General features: G+C 54.7%; 12 protein-coding genes and 1 pseudogene. 11 read left to right on the top strand and 2 right to left on the bottom strand.

Going from position 1 to position 20,026, the window contains the following annotated elements:
• Window positions 1-819 precede the first annotated feature (819 nt).
• Window positions 820-1,279: pseudogene (locus EFQ99_RS33860) on the bottom strand (helix-turn-helix domain-containing protein); the annotation flags it as partial.
• Between the two features lie 398 nt (window positions 1,280-1,677).
• Between EFQ99_RS33860 and EFQ99_RS33855 the strand changes: the two are divergent.
• Both EFQ99_RS33855 and EFQ99_RS33845 read left to right on the top strand, forming a co-directional pair.
• On the top strand, window positions 1,678-3,687 hold the full coding sequence (locus tag EFQ99_RS33855) for a HAMP domain-containing methyl-accepting chemotaxis protein (protein ID WP_004673275.1): 2,010 nt from the start codon (window positions 1,678-1,680) through the stop codon (window positions 3,685-3,687).
• A gap of 521 nt (window positions 3,688-4,208) precedes the next feature.
• On the top strand, window positions 4,209-4,394 hold the full coding sequence (locus tag EFQ99_RS33845) for a hypothetical protein (protein ID WP_004673279.1): 186 nt from the start codon (window positions 4,209-4,211) through the stop codon (window positions 4,392-4,394).
• A gap of 70 nt (window positions 4,395-4,464) precedes the next feature.
• Here EFQ99_RS33845 and EFQ99_RS33840 read toward each other — a convergent pair whose 3' ends face one another.
• On the bottom strand, window positions 4,465-5,460 hold the full coding sequence (locus EFQ99_RS33840; RefSeq protein ID WP_004673281.1) for an AraC family transcriptional regulator: 996 nt from the start codon (window positions 5,458-5,460) through the stop codon (window positions 4,465-4,467).
• 1,195 nt (window positions 5,461-6,655) lie between these two features.
• On the opposite strand from EFQ99_RS33840, the gene EFQ99_RS33835 reads away from it, so the two are divergent.
• The 9 genes from EFQ99_RS33835 to EFQ99_RS33790 all read left to right on the top strand — a co-directional run bounded on the left by EFQ99_RS33835 (window position 6,656) and on the right by EFQ99_RS33790 (window position 19,844).
• On the top strand, window positions 6,656-7,405 hold the full coding sequence (locus tag EFQ99_RS33835) for an SDR family oxidoreductase (RefSeq protein ID WP_011053351.1): 750 nt from the start codon (window positions 6,656-6,658) through the stop codon (window positions 7,403-7,405).
• Between the two features lie 211 nt (window positions 7,406-7,616).
• Complete coding sequence (locus tag EFQ99_RS33830) at window positions 7,617-10,130, top strand: methyl-accepting chemotaxis protein (protein ID WP_008534365.1); 2,514 nt, start codon at window positions 7,617-7,619, stop codon at window positions 10,128-10,130.
• A gap of 184 nt (window positions 10,131-10,314) precedes the next feature.
• Entirely contained in the window at window positions 10,315-11,514 is a 1,200-nt protein-coding gene (locus EFQ99_RS33825; RefSeq protein WP_008534366.1) for an ABC transporter substrate-binding protein, read from the top strand.
• 431 nt (window positions 11,515-11,945) lie between these two features.
• Window positions 11,946-14,504, top strand: coding sequence for a sensor domain-containing protein (locus tag EFQ99_RS33820; protein ID WP_004673285.1), 2,559 nt, complete (start codon window positions 11,946-11,948; stop codon window positions 14,502-14,504).
• A gap of 352 nt (window positions 14,505-14,856) precedes the next feature.
• Window positions 14,857-15,741, top strand: a complete 885-nt coding sequence (locus tag EFQ99_RS33810; RefSeq protein ID WP_011053353.1) for an MBL fold metallo-hydrolase — start codon at window positions 14,857-14,859, stop codon at window positions 15,739-15,741.
• 12 nt (window positions 15,742-15,753) lie between these two features.
• The gene (locus EFQ99_RS33805) at window positions 15,754-16,881 is read left to right on the top strand and encodes a zinc-dependent alcohol dehydrogenase family protein (RefSeq protein ID WP_004673287.1); all 1,128 of its coding nucleotides are present in this window, start codon (window positions 15,754-15,756) and stop codon (window positions 16,879-16,881) included.
• Window positions 16,881-17,675 carry an N-acyl homoserine lactonase family protein gene (locus tag EFQ99_RS33800; protein WP_018247149.1) on the top strand — a complete coding sequence of 265 codons (795 nt, stop codon included), beginning with the start codon at window positions 16,881-16,883 and terminating at the stop codon, window positions 17,673-17,675. The genes EFQ99_RS33805 and EFQ99_RS33800 overlap by 1 nt, the downstream gene beginning before the upstream one ends.
• A gap of 120 nt (window positions 17,676-17,795) precedes the next feature.
• On the top strand, window positions 17,796-18,485 hold the full coding sequence (locus EFQ99_RS33795) for a GntR family transcriptional regulator (protein WP_004673291.1): 690 nt from the start codon (window positions 17,796-17,798) through the stop codon (window positions 18,483-18,485).
• Window positions 18,486-18,614: 129 nt separating this feature from the next.
• Window positions 18,615-19,844 carry an alpha/beta fold hydrolase gene (locus EFQ99_RS33790; protein WP_008534369.1) on the top strand — a complete coding sequence of 410 codons (1,230 nt, stop codon included), beginning with the start codon at window positions 18,615-18,617 and terminating at the stop codon, window positions 19,842-19,844.
• The last annotated feature ends 182 nt before the right edge of the window (window positions 19,845-20,026 follow it).

Below are 20,026 nucleotides of genomic sequence, written 5' to 3'. Positions count from 1 at the left end.
GCCGACGTTCTTGCCAGCATCGCTGATACGTCGATTACCAGGCTGGAGCAGTTGCTTCCGTGGAATTGGACGCCGCCGACCGTCAACGCTCAAGCGGCCTGACCTGCGGCCTTCACCGGAGGCTTACAGATCTTGTAGAGATTTCTCGCAAGGTCTTTGTCAAACATCTCCAGGGTCTCACCGTCCACCCGGCTGCACCACGGTTGGCTTTGACCGCTTTGTAAGCTTCGTACACTTGCCGCTTCTCAATCCGAAACGGCTTGTCTGTCGTACCTATCGAAGTCCTGTTTCCAGTTGTTCCAAACAATACGACCACCTGATCCGATCCCTTTGCTCCGGCCCCATTACAGGGCCCTCAACGCTCATACGGATCGGTCCGCCCCAGTCTCCTGCATCGGTACTCTCGCCTTACGGTTTCTCCGCTTGGGCTTCTCCCTTGGCATCAGGAGCCTGGTTCCTGCAGTTCCGGGTGAAAGCCTGTGTCCAACTCACGCCCCCTCTACGCCGGTCGCCGCCCGCCCAATCATCAGGCACCCGGCGGACTTGTCCCAGGATGACGAAACAGTCCTGGTTTCGACGACGCTTATATTCATAACGGCGCGTCTTCGGAGGGTTCACTTTCGTTCGTCTTCGGACACGCACCTGCTCGGATCTCGTCCGAACTTTTCATCCGGCGCTCACCACCACGGCTCTTTACCGCAGCAGCTCGGACTGGTTTGAGACCCGCTCCTGAAAGCCGATCCCGGAGGGCCATCCTCCATCATTCACGCAGCTTCACGTTACGGGGTTAGCTCACACTGAACTCCTTCCGTGCCTCTGCAGCACACTTTCGTCGATGAAGATCAGTTTCTCCGGATCGAGGTCCAATTGACCATCGAACCAGGCGCGCCGGCGCTTCAGGACGTCCGGTCGGTCCTGCTCCAGTGCGTGTGCGGTCCTTTTTAAAGGTCCACCCACGGCTTCGAAGCCAAGCGCCAAGTGCGCTGCGGCTGATCTTCACCTGCCGCTCGACGGACAAGCGCTCAACCATCTCATCGAGCGTCACATCCCTACGCTCGTTGATCAACGCGACAACGAATTCCTCGTGTGCATCCACTGCCGAAGGTCGTCTCCAGCCCTGTGGCCGAGCAGTCAGCTCACCCTCTTTCGCTCTTGCAATCCAGCGGATCGCCGTCGAAATCCCAACTCCGAAACGAGCCGCAGCCTGTCGAGCCGACATGCCCGCCGCAGACGCTTTCAAAACCCGTATTCGAAGATCATCGCTCAGGGCCTGTCCCATCATCCACCTCTTCTCTGTGGAGTTGAATCAGCTTCGATGGACGCCGTCACATCACAATCGATTCATCGATCGCAGGACTTGCTCTAGGTCGCTCGTGGCGGGGCGAAACTCGGTTGCTGAAAACGATGATGCTCTTCGAACGGCGCCAAATGAAATTTTGCCGGCTGCATCCTCCTTGTAAGCGCGGACGATCCATTGGACGCCTGACTATCCTTAAAACGTCGTCTTTTTGCATTCGAGACGGGCAGGAAAGGCTTCATTAACCAACGCAACCAATAGGTATTCTCAGCTATGTCACAGACCCACAAGATTGATCTGCCGTTCGAATGAATGAAACGGCAATTGGAAGATTTGAGTAGACAAGTCGATCGTCCACCTCACCTAAAAGGTTTGCCTTTATGCCCAAGTCCATTAGACTCGCTTTATCTTTGATATTTGTTCTGCTCTCTCTTCTCGCGGCGGGCCAGGGCATCGTGAGTATCGTCAAGCTGCTGTCCATTAGGAGCAATATATCCGAAGTTGCCAGCAACTGGCTGCCATCGATCGATGTGATAAATCGGATCAATACGATCACCGGGGACTACCGCATCCTGCAGTTCAGGCTGGTGACAAACTCATCAGATTCGACGAGCCTTGCGCATAATATCACCACCTTCCGCCAGAAGATGGAGGATCTCGCGAATGCCCGTGGTGAATATGAGCCGATGGTGACATCCGGCGAGGAGCGTCAGGCCTATGACGCGTTCTCCGCTTTGTGGACGCAATATCAGGAGGATGGCGAGCGGATTGTTAAACTAATGCAGGCAGGCAAGAAGGATGAAGCATTTGCTCTTCTAACGAGTGACGCCACGACGAAACTGTATAATGATAGCGGAGCGCTCCTTGACCAGGATGTCGCAGTTAACAAGCGTGGTGGAGTCGCGGCCGTCGGAAACACGATGGGCGCCGTTTCATCGACGGTTTTGGTCACCATTCTTGCCATGGCGCTGGCAACTACGACGGGCATTATAGCCCTGCTTTACTGCATCCGGAAGATTACCGATCCGATCTCGCGGTTGACTACCACGATGGGCGTACTGGCAGATGGTAATCTCGACACTGAGGTTCCTTTCGCAATGCGCGCCGACGAAATCGGCAAGATGTCGAGAGCCGTTGAGGTATTCAAGCAAAACAGCATCAAGGCCCGCGATCTGAACGCGCAGGAGGCCGCGTTGCAGGCCAAGAGCGCCGACTTGCAGTCGAGCATTGCCGAGGTGGTGTCAGCCGCCGTAGCCGGTGACTTCACCCATCGCATCACCAAGAAATACGGCGATGCGGCTCTCGACCGTTTTGCAGGAAGCGTCAATGAGCTGGTCACCTCTGTTGACCGGGGCATCGCCGAAACTCGCCGAGTTATCTCAGCGCTTGCCGATGGGGATCTGACGGAAAACATGTGCGGCGAGTTTCAGGGAGCCTTTGGTGAACTGAAGAGTAATGTCAACGCCACCATGGCAGCCCTTCGATCCGTATTAGGCGAGGTTCGCTCCGCCGTCGACACGATCAACGGCGGAGCCGGCGAGATGCGCATCGCCTCAGGCGACCTTTCAAAGCGCACGGAACAGCAAGCCGCGGCCCTGGAGGAGACCTCTTCGGCGCTTGAGGAAATCACGGTGGCGGTAAAAAGCTCGACAGAAAGAGCCACGGAAGCCAGCCATATGGTCGATGAGGCACGCAGAAGCACCGAGCAGTCGAGCGCGGTTGTCAAAGACGCGGTCGCCGCCATGGGCCGCATCGAGCAGGCCTCGGATGAAATCGGCCAGATCATTAACGTCATTGACGAGATCGCCTTCCAGACCAATCTTTTGGCCCTTAACGCCGGCGTCGAGGCGGCGCGTGCGGGTGACGCTGGAAAGGGTTTCGCCGTTGTGGCTCAGGAGGTGCGTGAACTGGCACAGCGCTCCGCCACTGCCGCCAAGGATATCAAGGCGCTGATCAACCGGTCCGGCGACGAGGTCAAAACTGGGGTCAGGCTGGTAACGGCCACAGGCGATGCCCTTGGTCTAATCCGAGGCCACGTGATCAAGGTGAACGAGCACGTTCATACGATCTCGACGGCGGCACGAGAGCAATCGACCGGGCTGGCGGAAGTCAGCACTGCGGTCAACCAGATGGATCAGACGACCCAGCAGAATGCGGCGATGGTGGAAGAATCGACGGCGGCCACCAACCGGTTGGCGGATGAGGCTTCCAATCTGGCGCGGCTTATTGCGCGCTTCAGGCTCGACGGTTCGACTTTTGTACGGCGTGTTGCCCACCAGAACGGTAAGCCGGCCGCCTCGCCAGCGCGTGCCCTCTCCCAGAAGCTTGCCGGCGCCTTCGGCGGACGTACTACAGCCGCTGTCGCGACTAAGGAATGGGAAGAGTTTTAATGAATCATGTCATAATTCACCGCAGGATATTATCGGTTTCCATCTGGCAGCCAGCAGTTCTGCATGAAGACGACGTTGATCCCGGAAATCCGGGGGTTAGCAGAGGCGACGCCGCTGCCCCTAACGCATGTTCTCGGTTCAGGGATCTGCCGGTTCTGTCATTCCGGTGATAGAGCTTGCTGCCGAGATAACCAATCCCATCGGTCTAGCCACAGCGCCATTGTCGTCGTTGAGGTAGCAGATGGTATCATCGGCCCGGTCGTCGATCAGGTCTCTGGCATTCTATCGATCAACGGCGATCGGATCCAACCGGTTCGGACTTAGGCGCGACTTCGACCCAACCTTCAGCTACGGAATCACTCCGCTTGAACAAGGGATGGAATGCTCCCTTAGTTTTGAGCAAAGGTTTGGCACCAATCAGGACGCATCGCAGCTGCCTAGCAGACTTTTGCTTTTTCACCTTCCGCGACTGTCTTCCTTCAAGACGCGGAGTATTAACGAAATTCAACGAGAGTTCGAAGATGTCCAAAGTTATCGCAATCAATTTCGGGCAACAGGCTAAGACAGATACCCACTTAGAAAGCCACGAAGATGCACAGTCGCAGCGCCTGGAGCAAGAGCGGCTGCAAATGATCCAAATCACCAATCACCTTGAAGCACTGTACGCTCGGCTGCTGACCGTCTGTGGCGACAGACCGAAAAATTAAGGGCGCAGCGATGGTATAGCCCGGTGGAGCGCTGCGAACCACAGCGCCATCGCGAAGGGCTATTTCCGGGTCAGCTTTCGGGCGGAGAGGCCATCATATGCACTGTTTTAGATGGCAGTTCGCCGTAACGTCTCTTGTACTCTGCAGCAAAACGGCCGAGGTGTGTGAAGCCCCACTTAAGCGCTATTTCCGAAACGCTGATTTTAGCGCCGTTTTGCAGCAGTTCCTGTCGAGCTGCGCACATACGCAAGTCTCGGAGGTGCATTGTGGGGCTGGTATTACGAAATTGTCGGAAGCCGTGCTGCAAAGTCCGCACGCTGACCTTGGCCGCAGCGGCGATATCGTTAAGGGAAATGGGTTGAGCCATATGCTCTTCCATAAACTCCATTGCCCGTTTCACGTGGCGAGGCGTGGGAGACGGAGACGGACGACGAAGTTCATCGGTATAGCGATGCATACAGCTTTCGATCAAAAGGTACTCTATCGCGTCGAGGAGCGAGCTATAGGCCGACGGGCATTGTCGCAGAGCCCCCCCGGCACTGAGGCCGCGATGGGCAGACAGGGCTAGTTCTCGCATGAGCGTTCCCGCGCTCGATGCAAGATCAAGGGTCGGCTGAATTTGCAGATTTCCGCTGATCGTCCGATCGAGCATGCGAGAAAGCTTGTCACGCAAGGATTGCGTATCGATCGTCAATGACAGTTGAGATCTTATGCCATCTTGTCGGGCATTCAGCGGAGCATTTGCAACATGCGGCGACTCTACCTGTTGCCCAGACCAATGAAAGACTGCATTCCCGGACGCCGGCAGGAAGACCGTTACGACGTCAACTGGGGAATCTATCATGACCGAGAACGCCCCTTCATGATGGGCATCCGCAACGCCAAAACCATCAAGGGAAATTCGACTGCAGCGAGAGTTAAGCGATCTACTGTCGTGTTGAGCAAGGTCAGAGGACGCCAGGGGCGATGATATCAAAGGCAAAAGACGTTCGGGATCGGAGCCCTCGATAAAGTTGTCTTTCACTAAGGTCCCTTCATCGGGCTTGCTGAACAAACTTTCGGTCATCCAATATAAACCTATCTATGAACACCAACTCGCACATGCCGGGACTAGTTTTCCAAACCTTCAAAGCTCGAGACCGGATGGCGTGCGAGCGATTTTGATCGCGTACATGACCGATTCGGACCTTTGTGGAGGCCGGTTGAATCTCTCATTCCCTAGGCTTTCGTCATGGCGGATCATCACCAGCACCGACATCCAGGTTCTCCCGCTCGAGATGGCCTCCTAGTTTTTCAGCGCTGCAGTTGGGAAGCCTCTAATGATGCGATGACTGGCTTCCACAAGCCTCGAACAGATTGACAGATTGTCTGATATACGTTAATGCTATTCCTGATCAAAGGCAAGGCAGCATCAGGGAAATCTGCCACGGTTCTAGTGGAGTTCCCGCACGGCAAATCAATCTAAAGATGCCTCCCAAGGCGAGGGGTGACGGGCTGCTTTCGATCGCAGCCCGTCACGGGAAGGGTGGGAGTGCTATGAGTGGGAGAGAACCTACGCCAACCGACCTTGGAGGCCGTTGAGTCGACACGGAGAAAAATGATTGTGCTGTAGGATGGCCCCACGATTTCGCCACACGCTGGTCCTCTTAACCTGCGCATCAGCATACTTCGGTTATGACGTATAAGAGAGGCACGCTCCAGGCTCAACACTCGGAGACGCAAAGACGTCGACGAGTTCTTTTGGCCTACTAAGCGAGGCGGTCGCGGCAAATATCAATGCGTAAGCCGCGCCTCGTCGCATTGAGTTGACTTTGCGCTCTTCTTAGCGGGTACGGACTCCGGGCGTCTGATTGGGCAAAAGAAGAGCTTAAGGACGAAACCTGATGATGGTCAAACAGCTTGTGCTGCCATAGGCGTGCTGTTGTCTGTGCCGCGCGAACGCGAAAAGCGCGATCAAATCGGAACGTGGCGGCGAGAGAAGACTAACAGGAAAGACCACATCAAACTCAACCGGGTGTCGGAATACCGATGCTTACGGCATTGCGTGCATGAGGCCTCAAAATGACGCCGGTCTCGACCTGTGTCCGCCGAAAATCGCAAAAAGGAATTGACAGATTGTCGGACAAAAATTTTACTATATCGCCCGCGCATTGCTTGTTCGCGGGAGACGCAGCGACGGACCGGGAGTTATAAGTGCTAAACTTGGCCAAAAATGCACAAATTGTCGACCTTCTTAATCTGCCGGAAGCGGCGACCGGCGCGTGATACAAGCGTCTCTGACTCACAAGGCGTGTCATACTCCATCGACCGAGGTACTGGTTGAACGTGACAGTGACGCCAACATTTCTCCTGGGGAAAAAGTCTGTGTCTTGATAGGCGCGTCAAATCCTGTTGGTCTTTGTTTGGCGCGCTCATTTATAGAAAAAGGCTATCGGGTCGCCGTAGGCGACGCCAATCCCGCCGACTTCGCCTCCCTGGCTGAAGGCCAGGGAAACAATTTTTTACCGGTCAAAGTCAACCCGAACAGAGACGTTTACGTCAACTCAATGGCTGACCAGGTGTATTTGCGCTGGAGACGGGTCGACGTTCTGGTGAACATAGTTTTCCGCAGAAATGAAACAACCCAAACTGTAACGGGATCGCTATCCAGCGCGAATCTGGGGCTTGATGCCGTATCCAATCTAATCAGAGTTACAGGTGCCTTTAGCTCTCGACTTCAGGGCGCGGAGCTTGCCGTAGTGGACGTCGCATGGTTCGAAGAGACGACCTCGCTGGAAGCAGAAGCCGTCCTTCAAGCGGCGTTGCGCACTACTACCTCCGCAATTGCTAGGCAATATTTCGGTTCCGGGCTGAGGATAAATGCTGTACACGCCAGCGATGTGAACTCTACGTCTTCAAGCGAAAATGACGTGCTTCGAACAGTGATCCACGCCGTGCAATTCCTGGCGAATTCGGAACTGTCCGGAAAGCTGACAGGGAACGTGCTGGAGATCGATCCTCGGTGCAGATAGATCCACTCCCACGTTCTGATCCGGCAAATCTGCAGGTATTAACCTTCCGTTAAGTTTCTCGAAAGACGCAATGGGTAAGAGGTCAAATCCTAACAACACGTAAAAAAGTTTCGATTGTTTTAGTGAAACTCTTATCCATGTTCGTTCAGGCTCAAACATTACTATTCCAAAAGCGAGGCCCCAGCACCGTTTGAGCCCTTTGGAGGTAAGTATGTTCGTCGATCGCCTGTTGTCCACCTTTACCATAAGAGCAAAGGTGTTATTGGTACTTGTACCCTTGATCCTGATATTGGCGGCAGTTGGTGGGGTCGGCTTAAAAGCAACTGGCTTGCTTCAGTCTCGTCTTCGGCTTTCAAATGAGGTTCTTCAGACCTTGAGCGGGTTTCGAAGTGTCGCGGAAAGTATGAACCGCTTTTTGGCGCAAAGCTCAACGGAGTACCGAGATGAGGCGCTGACAAGTTTAAACGGGCAGAGCGCAACCATGCAGTCGCTCCAGGAAGCGGCGGCAGGTAGCGGGAGCGAAACTGGTGCGCTCGAAAACAGTGTATCGGCAATGTCCGTTATCTCGGGCAGCATCGGCCGCATGTGGTCTTTGCATAATGACGAGGAATCCGTTCGCAGCGACATTGTTTCCAACTTGTCGAAGATCAAGGAGGTCGGAGGCGCCCTTAAATTGGCTGCGGTTGATGTGCGCTCACAAGTACGCAATCAGGAGAACTCCGGGAAAACCATGCTCCGGGAGGCTACCCGCTCACTCGATACGGCATCAGTTATGCAACACATGGCGGAAGACTTGGTGAGCTTGCCGGACGGAGCGAAGCAGCCTCCGACTGTCGCCCAGCAAGGGCTTGTGATCAAAAAGTCGCTAAAAACAGTTAAGCGGGTAGTCTCGACTGCTGACGAGCAGGCCGTTACTAAAATTGAGAGGACTATCGCCAAGCTAATCGCCAACCCCGAATTTGTCGACCCTTCCACACGGCTTGCCGGCTCTGACCTACAGAGCTTTGCGACGAACCTGCGAGTGGATGCGATCCAGCACATGATTGAAGGAACAAATGCGATCCGGGCGTTGGATAAAGCGTTGACGGATTCCGAAATGCTTGTTGCGACGGCGACAACGATCGGCCAGGACGCCGATTCGATCGAAATCGAAATCAATAACCTGTTCCGTACAGCCAACGCAGAGAATCAGCAGCGCCTCGTTGAGCAACTTACAAAATTGGCGCGTGACACCGTGGCAGTTGGAGGCGTTGCCAGCTCGATATCTGGCTTCGATAAAATGCAGGAAGATCTATTCGCCCAGGTGGATTCTATCCAAGAGAACACAGAGAAGCTGGTCAAGATAGCGGAAGCCCGCCAAGCGCAATATTCTGAGGCGGACAAAACCGGCCAGGAGATCTGGAAAAACCTCGTAACCTTTGCAGCAACTCAGGAAAACGATGCTCGCAATGAAAGCAATCTTGCCCGCTTGCTGTCAACTATCGCCACAGTGTCCGGCGTCTTGGTAGCCTTGGCGGCTGGCGCCGGCCTGATGGCGACACTTCGCGCCCCGATCGAACGGATCGCGAAGCGCATGCAAGAGCTGGCAAAGGGCGATCTTCGATCGCAGATTGTCGGACGTGACCGGAGAGACGAAATAGGTGAAATGGCTCGCGCACTCGAGGTTTTCCGTGAAAATGCTGTCTCGAAGATGGACATCGAGACACGAACGGAAGCCGATAGGAAAACCGTTGAACAGGAGCGGATGGATCGTGAACGCGAACGCGCTCAGATGGAGGAGGAGGTCGCAACTGCCGTCACCATTCTAGGAGAGGCGTTATCTCGATTGGCGCGTGGCGACATCTCTCAAGAAATTGACCGCCAATTCCATCCCAATCTTGAGCCGCTGAGGCGCGATTTCAATCACTCGCTTTCGATCCTGAGAGAGACAGTGTCTCATATCGACGAGAATACCAATCAAATTCAATGGGGAACCAGCGAGCTTTTCAAAGCCTCAGATGATCTGTCGCGGCGAACTGAATTGCAAGCCGCCTCACTGGAGGAGGCTGCGGCCGCCGTCGAACAGGTGACGGTCACGGTCAGAAAATCATCCGAGAATGCCTATGAAACCCAGGCTTTCGTGTCCGTTGTTAAAGAACACGCCGAGGGTGCGGCAACCATTGTGACCGATGCGATCAACGCAATGGGCAGAATAGAAGACGCGTCCCACAAGATCGGCCAAATCATTGGTTTGATCGATACGATTGCGTTCCAGACAAATCTTTTGGCACTAAATGCTGGTGTCGAGGCGGCTCGTGCTGGAGATGCCGGAAAGGGTTTTGCAGTCGTAGCCCAGGAAGTGCGCGAACTTGCCCAGAAATCATCAGCTGCAGCCCGCGAGATTCGCCACCTGATTTCGGAATCCTCTTCGGAGGTGGCGATCGGCTCAGATTACGTGGGGAAAGCAGGTGAGGCGTTACACAACATAACGGCGTCGATCTTGAAGATTTCCGATCGGATTGATCAAATCGTCAATTCGAGCCGCGAGCAAGCGGCGTCCCTCGCCGAGATCAACAATAACGTCAATGTACTTGACCAGGGAACACAACAAAACGCTGCCATGGCCGAGCAGACAAATGCCGCGGCAAAGACTCTCTCGGATCAGACTAACGAACTCAGCGAGCGGCTCGCTTCATTCAAATTGACCGAAGATAAGTCGACGCGTCGGGTTAGGTTAGTGGCGTAAGCTACGCATCGAACGGGACTGCCACGCGTCGGATGGCCACTGTGATAGCGGCGTTCTACTGAAGGGAAATCCGCTTACGGAAGCGAAATCCGGCCTTGGGCTCTTGGTCTCCCTTTCGCCGCCCGTCTGACTGTAAAAAACCCACCTAGAGCCGATCAACCTTCAAGAGATCAACTGCTTTGCAATGCTCAGAGACACGAGAGGTATCAAATCCGTGCGCATACGTGAAATTACAAGAGCCATTATTCTAATCACCGGCTTGGTGATCCCTTCTGTAGCGGCCGCCGGTGGCCTTACGGAATTGCCGCGGGAGGAACGAAAAACCTACGAGTTGCTCGATCCAAAGTTGCCTACAGGTGAATCTGTCTTCCGCACGTTTAAGGCACAGCGAGCACCGCCGTGGAAAATTGGGTACGCATCGACATATGCTGACAATTCTTGGCGTGCGAGTATTCTTGATGAGTTCACAAACAAGATTGTTCCAGCTTTCAAGAAAGCGGGGCTGGTCTCCGAGTTCATCGTCACCCAGTCAAATCTTGAAGACGCTGTCCAGATCAGGCAGATGCGGCAGATGGTAGACGACGGCGTTGATGCAATTATTATCTGCTGTTCGAACCTCACGGCGCTTAATCCTACGATAGAGTATGCGTATTCAAAAGGAGTGCCTGTGTTCTCGTACTCTGGTTACGTAACATCGCCGTTCGCCGTCAACGCAACTGAGAACAACATGCAAGGCGGGTTTGAGGCGGCGAAGTGGCTCGCTGAAGAAATCGAAGGAAGTGGCAATGTGCTTCTCGTTTCGGGGATCTCCGGCTTTGCCTCCTCGGACAGCTTTGACGTCGGCGCAAAGAAGGCTCTGGAGTATTATCCCGAGATAAAGATCGTAGGTCATGTCGACGGGAAGTGGACAGACAAGGTCGCGCAGGCCGAGGTGCAAAAATTCCTTGCAGCGAATCCCGGTCGAATTGATGGTATTATCGTTCAGTCGGGAGCTGAGAATGGTGTTATCAACGCGGTGCGCCAGTCCGGGCGCGACATGATCCCAATCGTTCTAGGGGGCGAAGCTTCGGCAGCCTGTTACTGGCGACGGAACCCCGACTTCGTAAGCAAGAGTTTTCATTTCTGGCCGCCGCGCTCTGAGGCGGGTTTCGTATGGGACGTAATGATGCGAACTCTTGAGGGACAGGGCCCCAAAATTCAGACAATCCTGCGGCCAGCAATTCCCAGTACCATAGAGGATGTAATGGCGGATTTGCCAGCTGATTGCGATCCTAACTCTGAGGATTGGATCGAGCCGAAGAATACAGCTTGGTGGTCTGCCAGCGCTGCTGCTAAATATTTCGATAACCCAGCGGATCCGCTCTCCTGGAAGCCGGCCGATTGAAGATCGCATGCGGGGTCTGTGTGGAATGCGGTGCCTTCATGATCGGCTCTCGTGCAAGGTAGGCTGCGCTAAGGAATGACAGTTCAAATTGGGAAATGCCCGGGTCGCCTCAGGAGACATGAGACAAGCGATCCGGTTCCAACGAACATATTTGCTCCGCGGTAGCATTCTTCCTCCGGCCCTCCTCTCGCCAAACGGGACAACATACTCATTGCGCCTTTCAATCTACGTGCTGCCGCGAAGGTTGTTGCTTCGAATGTGAAAGCAAAGTTCATTTCCGACCGCACTATCCGGCTCAGGCCGACGCGCGGTTCGACGCCTTACTGACATATCTGCATCAATTTGTTGCTCGAATGATTTGGGTGGCGTTCCCGGAATTCCTGATCGGATGGATGATGCATCTGTCTTGGCCCTCGGTAAGGAGCTTCACGATGAATTCGACTTTACAACCGCTTTGGCAACGCTCCTTTTTTCAGAAAAGGCGCAATCGCCGGAGAGACGAAGCGCTGCATCATGATACCTCAGCCGACCGAGGAGCGCTGCTTGAAGCATTGATCGGCGTGTTGCCCCTCCCAATTTTCTTCAAAGATCTGCACGGTCGCTATGTCGGTTGCAACAAGGTTTTCGAAGATCTCCTCGGTCGCTCGCGCGACGAGATCATCGGGAATACAGATTTTGATCTCAGTTCAACGCAACTGGCGGAAATTTATTCTATTGAAGAGAAAGGCCTTCTTGAAAGGGGTGGAGCCCAAGTCTCCGAGCGTAAGATCGCTCTCGCAAACGGCGCCATCCTGGATGTTGTCTGCAACAAGGCAGTTTTCAGAGGTCACGACGACGAGCCCGCGGGTCTGATTGGCGTTATCATCGACATAACCGAACACAAGTTGGCGGAGCAGGAACTCAAAAACGCTCTCGAACTAGCCCAAGGGATCGTCACCGCTATTCCAGACGTTCTGTTTGAGGTCGACGAGGATGGGCGATATCTTCAGGTCTGGACCAGAAATCCCGAACTACTAGCCCAGCAGCGGGAAATGCTACTGGGTAGGACGGTCGACCAAGTTCTTGCGCCTGATCAAGCGGCTATTGCAATGGAGGCGCTTCGAACTGCAAGCAGTGAAGGAGTTGCCTACGGTCGATGCATTAGCGTATCCTTGCCAAACGGCGAGACCCGATGGTTCGAGTTGTCGGTGGCTAGACGACCAAGCGCCGATCCTGACGCCGCCACCACGCTCCTGGCATTTTCGCGTGATGTCACGGAACGAAGGCAGGCGGAAGACGCCATCAACTCCGTGCGGACGCAATTGCTAAGTGTGCTGCAAACCATTCCTGACATGGTTTGGGTAAAGAATGTCGATGGCGTACACCTGTTGTGCAATCATGCATTTGAGCGGCTGACCGGGAAATCGGAGGCGGAGGTCGTTGGAAAAACGGACCTTGAATTGTTCGGGGCTGAGAGAGCTCACATTTCCGGAAAATCTGATGAGGCCACGATCGAAGCCGGTGGCATACTTATCGACGAGAATTGGGTGGTTTCCCCGGAGAACGGTCAGTCCATTCTTCTCGAAACACGTAAACTTGCGGTCCTCGGCGCCGGGGGAGAGGTTACAGGAGTCCTCGGGGTCTCTCGCGATGTCACGGAACTGAACGCCTCGCGGGAAAAAATCAGGCAAATGGCCTTTTACGATCCGGTGACTTCTTTGCCGAACCGCTTGCTGTTTAACGAGCGATTGCAAAAGGTCGTCAGTGACGCGTCGTCTCAACGTCGGCGGACAGGGGTAATGCTGATTGACATCGACCATTTCAAAGTCGTGAACGATACGATGGGTCACCCTGTGGGTGATCAACTACTCTGCCAGGTCGCTACCCGGCTTAAGAAATCTGTCCGCGATCTCGACACGGTTGCGCGTCTCGGCGGCGACGAGTTCGCGATTCTGTTGCCGGAAATCCAGACAACCGACGATCTCGATTGGGTTGCGTGCTCGATCCTCGAGAGATTCAAGGAATCTTTCCTATTGGATGGCAAGGAAGTCTACGTGTCATGCAGTGTAGGCATCGCGATCTCGCCCGACGACAGCACAGATGTCAACGATCTGGTGAAATACGCCGACTCTGCGATGTATCTTGCCAAACGCTCGGGGAGAAACAGTTTTCGCTTTTATTCGAAGGATTTGACTGTGGGCGTGGAGGAGCGGATGCAGTTGGAATCTGAATTGCGCCGCGCTATCGAGCGCGAAGAATTGGAGCTGCACTACCAGCCCAAGGTGCTTCTGGACAGCGGCGTAATGATAGGATCGGAAGCGTTGTTGAGATGGCCTCATCCCGAGATGGGCATGATTCCGCCGGTTCGATTCATTCCGGTCGCTGAGGATACCGGGCTGATCGTTGAACTCGGGCGATGGGTGCTGCGTGAAGCGTGCAAGACGGCGAAGGAGCTGAACGCCGATTGCCACCACCTGCACAAGATTGCAGTCAACCTTTCGGGTAAGCAATTCCAATGCTCACGGTTGGTAAACGAGATCGCTGCAATCCTCGGTGAAACCGGTTGCCGCGCGGAATGGATCGAAATCGAAATCACGGAGAGTCTGCTTCTCGATCGGAAGGGCGAGACCCTGCAGACGCTTCTTAAGCTGCGTCAAATGGGATTTTCGATTGCTATCGATGATTTTGGCACCGGTTACTCGGCGCTCAACTATCTAGCCCGCTTCCCGATCGACACGCTGAAGATCGATCGGTCATTCATAAATAGCTCGGACAAAAGGAACGAAGAATTGGTCAAAGCGATTCTGTCCATTGCACAATGTCTTGGGCAGGACGTGGTGGCGGAAGGTGTTGAGACCGCCGAGCAGGCAGCATTTCTCGCAGCGAACGGATGCGGTTCGGCGCAAGGCTTCTTTTACAGCAAGGCCCTGCCGAAGATGGAATTGATCGCTCTTTGGGTGCGCGCGTCCGCCACCGGCTTCGTTTCAGATCGTTACGCCGCTTCGCGATGATGAGCGCGAATAAGGGAAAATGTCACCTGTCTGATGGACGGTGATGCGGTGCGCGCTGTGAGACAACTCAACTTGAGCCTCGTCAATCTCTGAATGTCTGCGGTTTTTCGCGGAACAGGGGGCAACGCTGGGTCAACGACCATGCGTTGTGCGGCCCCGCGAGCCGCATTCTCGAATGCTCTGCTCCTACTGCGCGGCATTCGGTAGGCCGGGGAAAACGCGGTACACCGGCTCCTAAAGCAAGGCAGTCGCTCTCGATATGGCTTTCTTCAAAAATATTTGACAGATTATCATACAATCTGCCAAAAATGTCGCCAAGCACCTGATGGGAGGAAAATCAGTGTCTCTTAGTATGCATCACCTGGCCAAGCTTCCGTATTTTTATCCGTTCGAATTTGGCGATGGAAAAATCACGGTACTGTCCGACGGGCCGTTAGAGCTAGGAGATCCTCGCCTGAACTTCTTGGGGGTAGAGCCACGCACGGTCAGCCTGATGCTAGAGGACAATTTCCTGCCAACGAACAAAGTTGTACTCGAGCAAAACGTGCCGCTTGTTGAGATAAATGGAAGAACAATTCTATTTGATACCGGGATGGGGTCTTCCAAAGCTTTCGGGCCCACCACAGGTCGACTCCTAGCCAGCCTGAGAGAGGCAGGTCGAGATCCGACGGAGATCGATGCGGTGGTTCTGTCGCACGCCCATATCGATCATATCGGCGGTCTGTGCGATGCCAATGGAAGGTTAAATTTCCCGAACGCCGACATCTTCATCAGTGAGCGAGACTTCACGGACTGGACGGACGGGTCGTCGATCGATTCTTCATTTCAATTTCAAATCGATAACGCTCGGCGAAACCTGCTTCCCCACAAGGATCGGACCTTCTTTTTCAAAGACGGCGAGGAGTTCTTGCCGGGCGTTCACGCGATTTCGGCCCCCGGCCACACGCTCGGTCATCATTGTTTTATGCTGCAGTCGGGAAACGATCGCCTCTGTTTTCTCGGCGACCTTACGCACCATCATATCCTGTTGATGGAGAGGCCGATGATGGAATTCCGATACGACACGGACCCGAAGCTGTCAGCTAGATCCCGCACGCGCGTGCTTGATATGCTGGCGACAGATCGCATTGCGGTAATGTCCTATCACTTCGCATGGCCAGGTGCCGGGCATGTGGTGCGAAACGGAGACGGATTCCGCTATATCCCCTCTCCAATGCAGTTGCTTGCACATCGATAAGGAATTTCAAAGATGCAGATGCGTTCGGTAATCCTCAGGGAGTCGGGTCTGCCGAAGCCCTATTCAAATTCGAAACCTCTTAAGATTGAGCTTGTGGAACTGACGCCGCCTGGCCCCATGGAGGTGTTGGTCAAGATCAAGGCTGCCGGTGTCTGCCACTCTGACCTGTCCGCAATCAATGGGGACAGACCGCGTCCGCTTCCAGTCGCTCTAGGCCATGAGGCATCTGGCGTCGTCGCAGCAATCGGACCGAGTGTCGAGAAGGTTGAGGTTGGTGACCATGTAGTCATGTCATTTCTGCCGGTTTGTGGCCATTGCTCATATTGCGCTGAAGGCCGCGCCAGCCTCTGCGAACCGGGCTACCAGGCCAATGCTGCAGGAACGCTTCTATCCGGCGGCAAGCACATCCGTTTGAGAGGATACGAAATTAACCACCATAGCGGCGTTTCTGCGTTTTCCGAATATGCTGTCGTGTCGGCGAGCTCGGTAGTCAAAGTGACCAAAGATATCGATTTGGCGACAGCTGCTCTCTTCGGCTGTGCCGTTATGACCGGCGTTGGAGCTGTGATGAACACGTGTGGGGTCCGCCCAGGCCGTAGTGTGGCGGTAATCGGGCTCGGCGGCGTAGGCCTTTCGGCGATACTTGGCGCTGTTGCGAGCGGTGCAAGCGATATCGTGGCGATCGACCTAATCCAAGCGAAGCTGGATCTTGCCAAGGAGCTGGGAGCGACGAAGACTTTTTTGGCCACCTCGCCGAATATTGTTGCCCAAGTAAAAGGCGCGACAAGCGGCGGGGTAGACTACGCGATAGAGATGGCTGGATCCAAAAAGGCATTCGAGCTTGCATATGAGATTACCCGGCGCGGAGGGATGACCGCTACGGCCGGACTGGCCAGCGCAAATTCCCGTTTCGAGGTTTCGCCCTTGCCGTTGGTCGGAGAGGAGAGAACGATCAAGGGCAGCTATATGGGTTCCTGCGTGCCATCGCGCGACATACCCCGCTATATCGACCTTTACCTCAAAGGTAAGCTGCCAGTGGACAAATTGCTGTCGAGCACTGGCCCCCTTGATGAGATCAATGAGGTTTTCGACCGTCTTGACAGGGCCGAGATCAATCGACACCTAGTCTTGATGGACTGATGGCGGGGAGAATTCTCTTGAACGAGTGGACAGTGCTCGCCATCCATTACGGCACCGCGCAAAGACCAGTAAGTGACCTGATACTAGAGACGAATGACATTCATGATCGTCCATCACAAATCGACTACTTCGTGTGGCTGATCCGTCTCGAGGACCGATTAATTCTTGTTGACACTGGTTTCGAAGCCGGAGAGGGCGCGGCCAGAGGGCGGACCCTCTTGATCCATCCGGTGGCAGCACTGAGCAGCCTTGGCATCAAATCCAGCGAAATTACTGATGTCGTTGTGACACACCTGCACTACGATCACGCCGGAAACCTCCCGGCCTTTCCTAACGCCACTTTTCACATTCAGGATCGGGAGATGGCGTATGGAACGGGGCGGTGTATGTGCCATGAGCGAATGCGTCGGCCTTTTGCTACAGAAGGTGTCGTCGACGCGGTCCGGCTCGTTTTTCAGTCACGGGTACGGTTCCATGATGGGGATGGGGAAATTGTTCCTGGATGCAGGGTGCATCTGGTTGGCGGTCACTCGAAAGGTTTGCAAGTTGTTACGGTGGCAACAGGCGGCGCTTTGCTGGTTATCGCTTCCGACGCGCTTCATTTCCAGCACTATCTTGAAAATGACGGCGCGTTTCCCCTGTTTGCAGATTACCTAGAGGTCATCGAGGGTTACAACAAGCTCCGCGTCCTTGCCGGAGCAAACGGACTCATCATTCCGGGTCATGACCCTGAGGTGCTACAGAAATTTTCTCCCCTTGCGCCAGACCTCCAGTTCGCTAGAGTTCTCCTGTGACCCACAATAAACCGATTGAAATTTTTTGCTGTTTGCAGACAATCGGGTTGTCCTACGAAACGCTCCGGCAGTATATTGATTCTGTGCGTCACTAGAAATTTCATCGAAGGTTTGTTGTGAATGGGAACGATCGACCTCCAGATTAGACGTCAAAACGCCTCTCTTCGAATCCTTGTTGAGGATAAGCTCCGGCAGGCTATTTCAAGTGGCCGTTTCAAGCCCGGGCAGCGGCTGGTGGAGCGCGAGTTGTGCGAACTTATCGGGGTTGGCCGAACTTCAGTTCGCGAGGCGCTACGCCAGTTAGAAGCTGAAGGGCTTATTACTAGCTATCCGCATCGGGGGCCGGTTGTCAGCACTATCAGCTACGAGGAGGCTAGGCAGCTTTATAGTGTACGCGCGCTGCTTGAAAGCTTTGCCGGCCAGGAGTTCGCCGAGAACGGTTCGAATGAAGAGATCGTTGCTCTCCTCGAGACCGTGGAAGCGTTCGAAGCCGCAGCCAAGAGCGGTTCCGGAACGCGGATCATCGAAGCCAAGACCGCTTTTTACGATTGTTTGATGACCGGCAGCAAGAACGTGTTTGTGAAGCAAATGCTCACGTCGTTGCACAACCGGGTCACATTGTTGCGGATGACATCGATGACCCAGCCAGGGCGGCTGCAGAACAGCGTTTTCGAAATAAGAGAGATTGCGGCCGCTATTGCGTTGCGTGATGGCGACAGGGCAGCCGCGCTTTGCAAGCGCCATATCGAAATCGCGGCTAAGGTGGCGTTGGACTACTTGAGCAAGAACCCCGTCGAAACCTCCGAGTAGTTCCACAAAACGAAGTTCAGGCGACGGCTAAGGTTGACAGATTGTCTGAAAATCTGCTTACCTCTCTTATGGGAGGTGAGACACAGGAAGTGCGGCTTCCCAACAACATCATTTTGTTAGGGAGGACGTATGGGCGCCCATGCCGAGCTGATTAAACGCGTAACCCTGGCGATCGAAGATCCGGAGCTACCGCGACTGACCCCAGGTCTTACAACACGGATCTCGTTGCAAGTTGGACCAGAAAAGTCATCACTTGCTGTGGGAGGCGGGATAGTCGCACTGGACGGCGCGGACGAAAATGCTGACGTCATACTGAGTGCCCCAGAAGGAGCTTGGGAAAAGGTTATGCAGGTGCCGCCGCCGGCAACCTACCATTCGTTCACCGCCTTTCAACTCGCTAACCCTGAGTTCACGTTATCTGGTTCGCCCGTAGCAATCGCTCAAGCGCGTCCCGCTCTGGAGCGACTGTTCGAAATCGTCGTAGCGTCTCCGCCCCTAGTTGCGCCGAAGGTCGATCGAAATATTGAACAGGTCACCGGACGCTATAAGCGGGTAGAGGTCGGCGGCGTAGAACACGATATCTTTTACGAGGAAGCCGGTGCAGGAACTCCTATCCTTTTCCTCCATACGGCTGGCGCAGACGGCCGTCAGTTTCTACCGCAACTCTCCGACACTGGGTTTGCGCGTACGAACCGATTGATCTCAGTTGATCTGCCGTTTCACGGACGTTCGATGCCTCCTTTAACTTGGGACGGCTCGCCCTATCAACTCACAACGGATCTCTACCTGACCTGGTGCACGGCGATACTCGACCAGCTCGTCGGAGACAGAGCTATCGTCGTTGGAGGATCTATGGGCGCGGCGATGTGCATGGTGCTGGCGGCGGAGCGACCGGAACGTCTAATGGGTGTAATTGCGGTCGAGCCGCCGTTGAAGTCAAAGGGCCGTCGCAACCCCTTTCAACACAACGTCAACGTTCATGGGTCGCTTCATAACTCAGCCTATGTCCGCGGAATCATGAGCCCGCTCAGCCCGCAAGAAGAGCGACGCCGCGCCAGTTGGATCTACTCGCAGGGTGCTCCTGGAGTTTATCCCGGCGATCTTTCGTTCTACAGCGACGAGTTCGACGGTGCCGTCGTCGGTCCGAAGATTGATGCCAAGCGAACACCGACCGTTCTTCTCTCCGGGACCTATGACTACTCTGCGACGCCTGCAGACGGAGCAGCGCTAGCGGCCCTCATTCCTGGCAGCCGTCATGTCGTTATGGAGGGGCTTGGGCACTTTCCGATGTGCGAAAATCCTGACTATTTCCGGAGCTTCTTGCAAGACGCTATTCGGTTCGTCGAAGATAACGGCTGATCACAAAGCAACCGCGTTGGCCATTTACCGATCGTGTCCCAGTACGTGGCGTAGGTGACGGTAGGGAGTAAAGCCGAGCGCCCGCGCGCTTCTCGTTGCGCTGTAGCGGGTGATCGGCTTTGCGGGCGGCCATCAGTGTTTTCCGCTAGGGTCGGGTTGTTCAAGACCAACCTGACGGAAAG

This window comes from Rhizobium vallis (assembly GCF_003985155.1).
Lineage (GTDB): Bacteria > Pseudomonadota > Alphaproteobacteria > Rhizobiales > Rhizobiaceae > Rhizobium > Rhizobium vallis.
The sequence above is the reverse complement of the archived record's forward strand: the minus strand, read 5'-3'. Positions and strand labels throughout refer to the sequence as shown.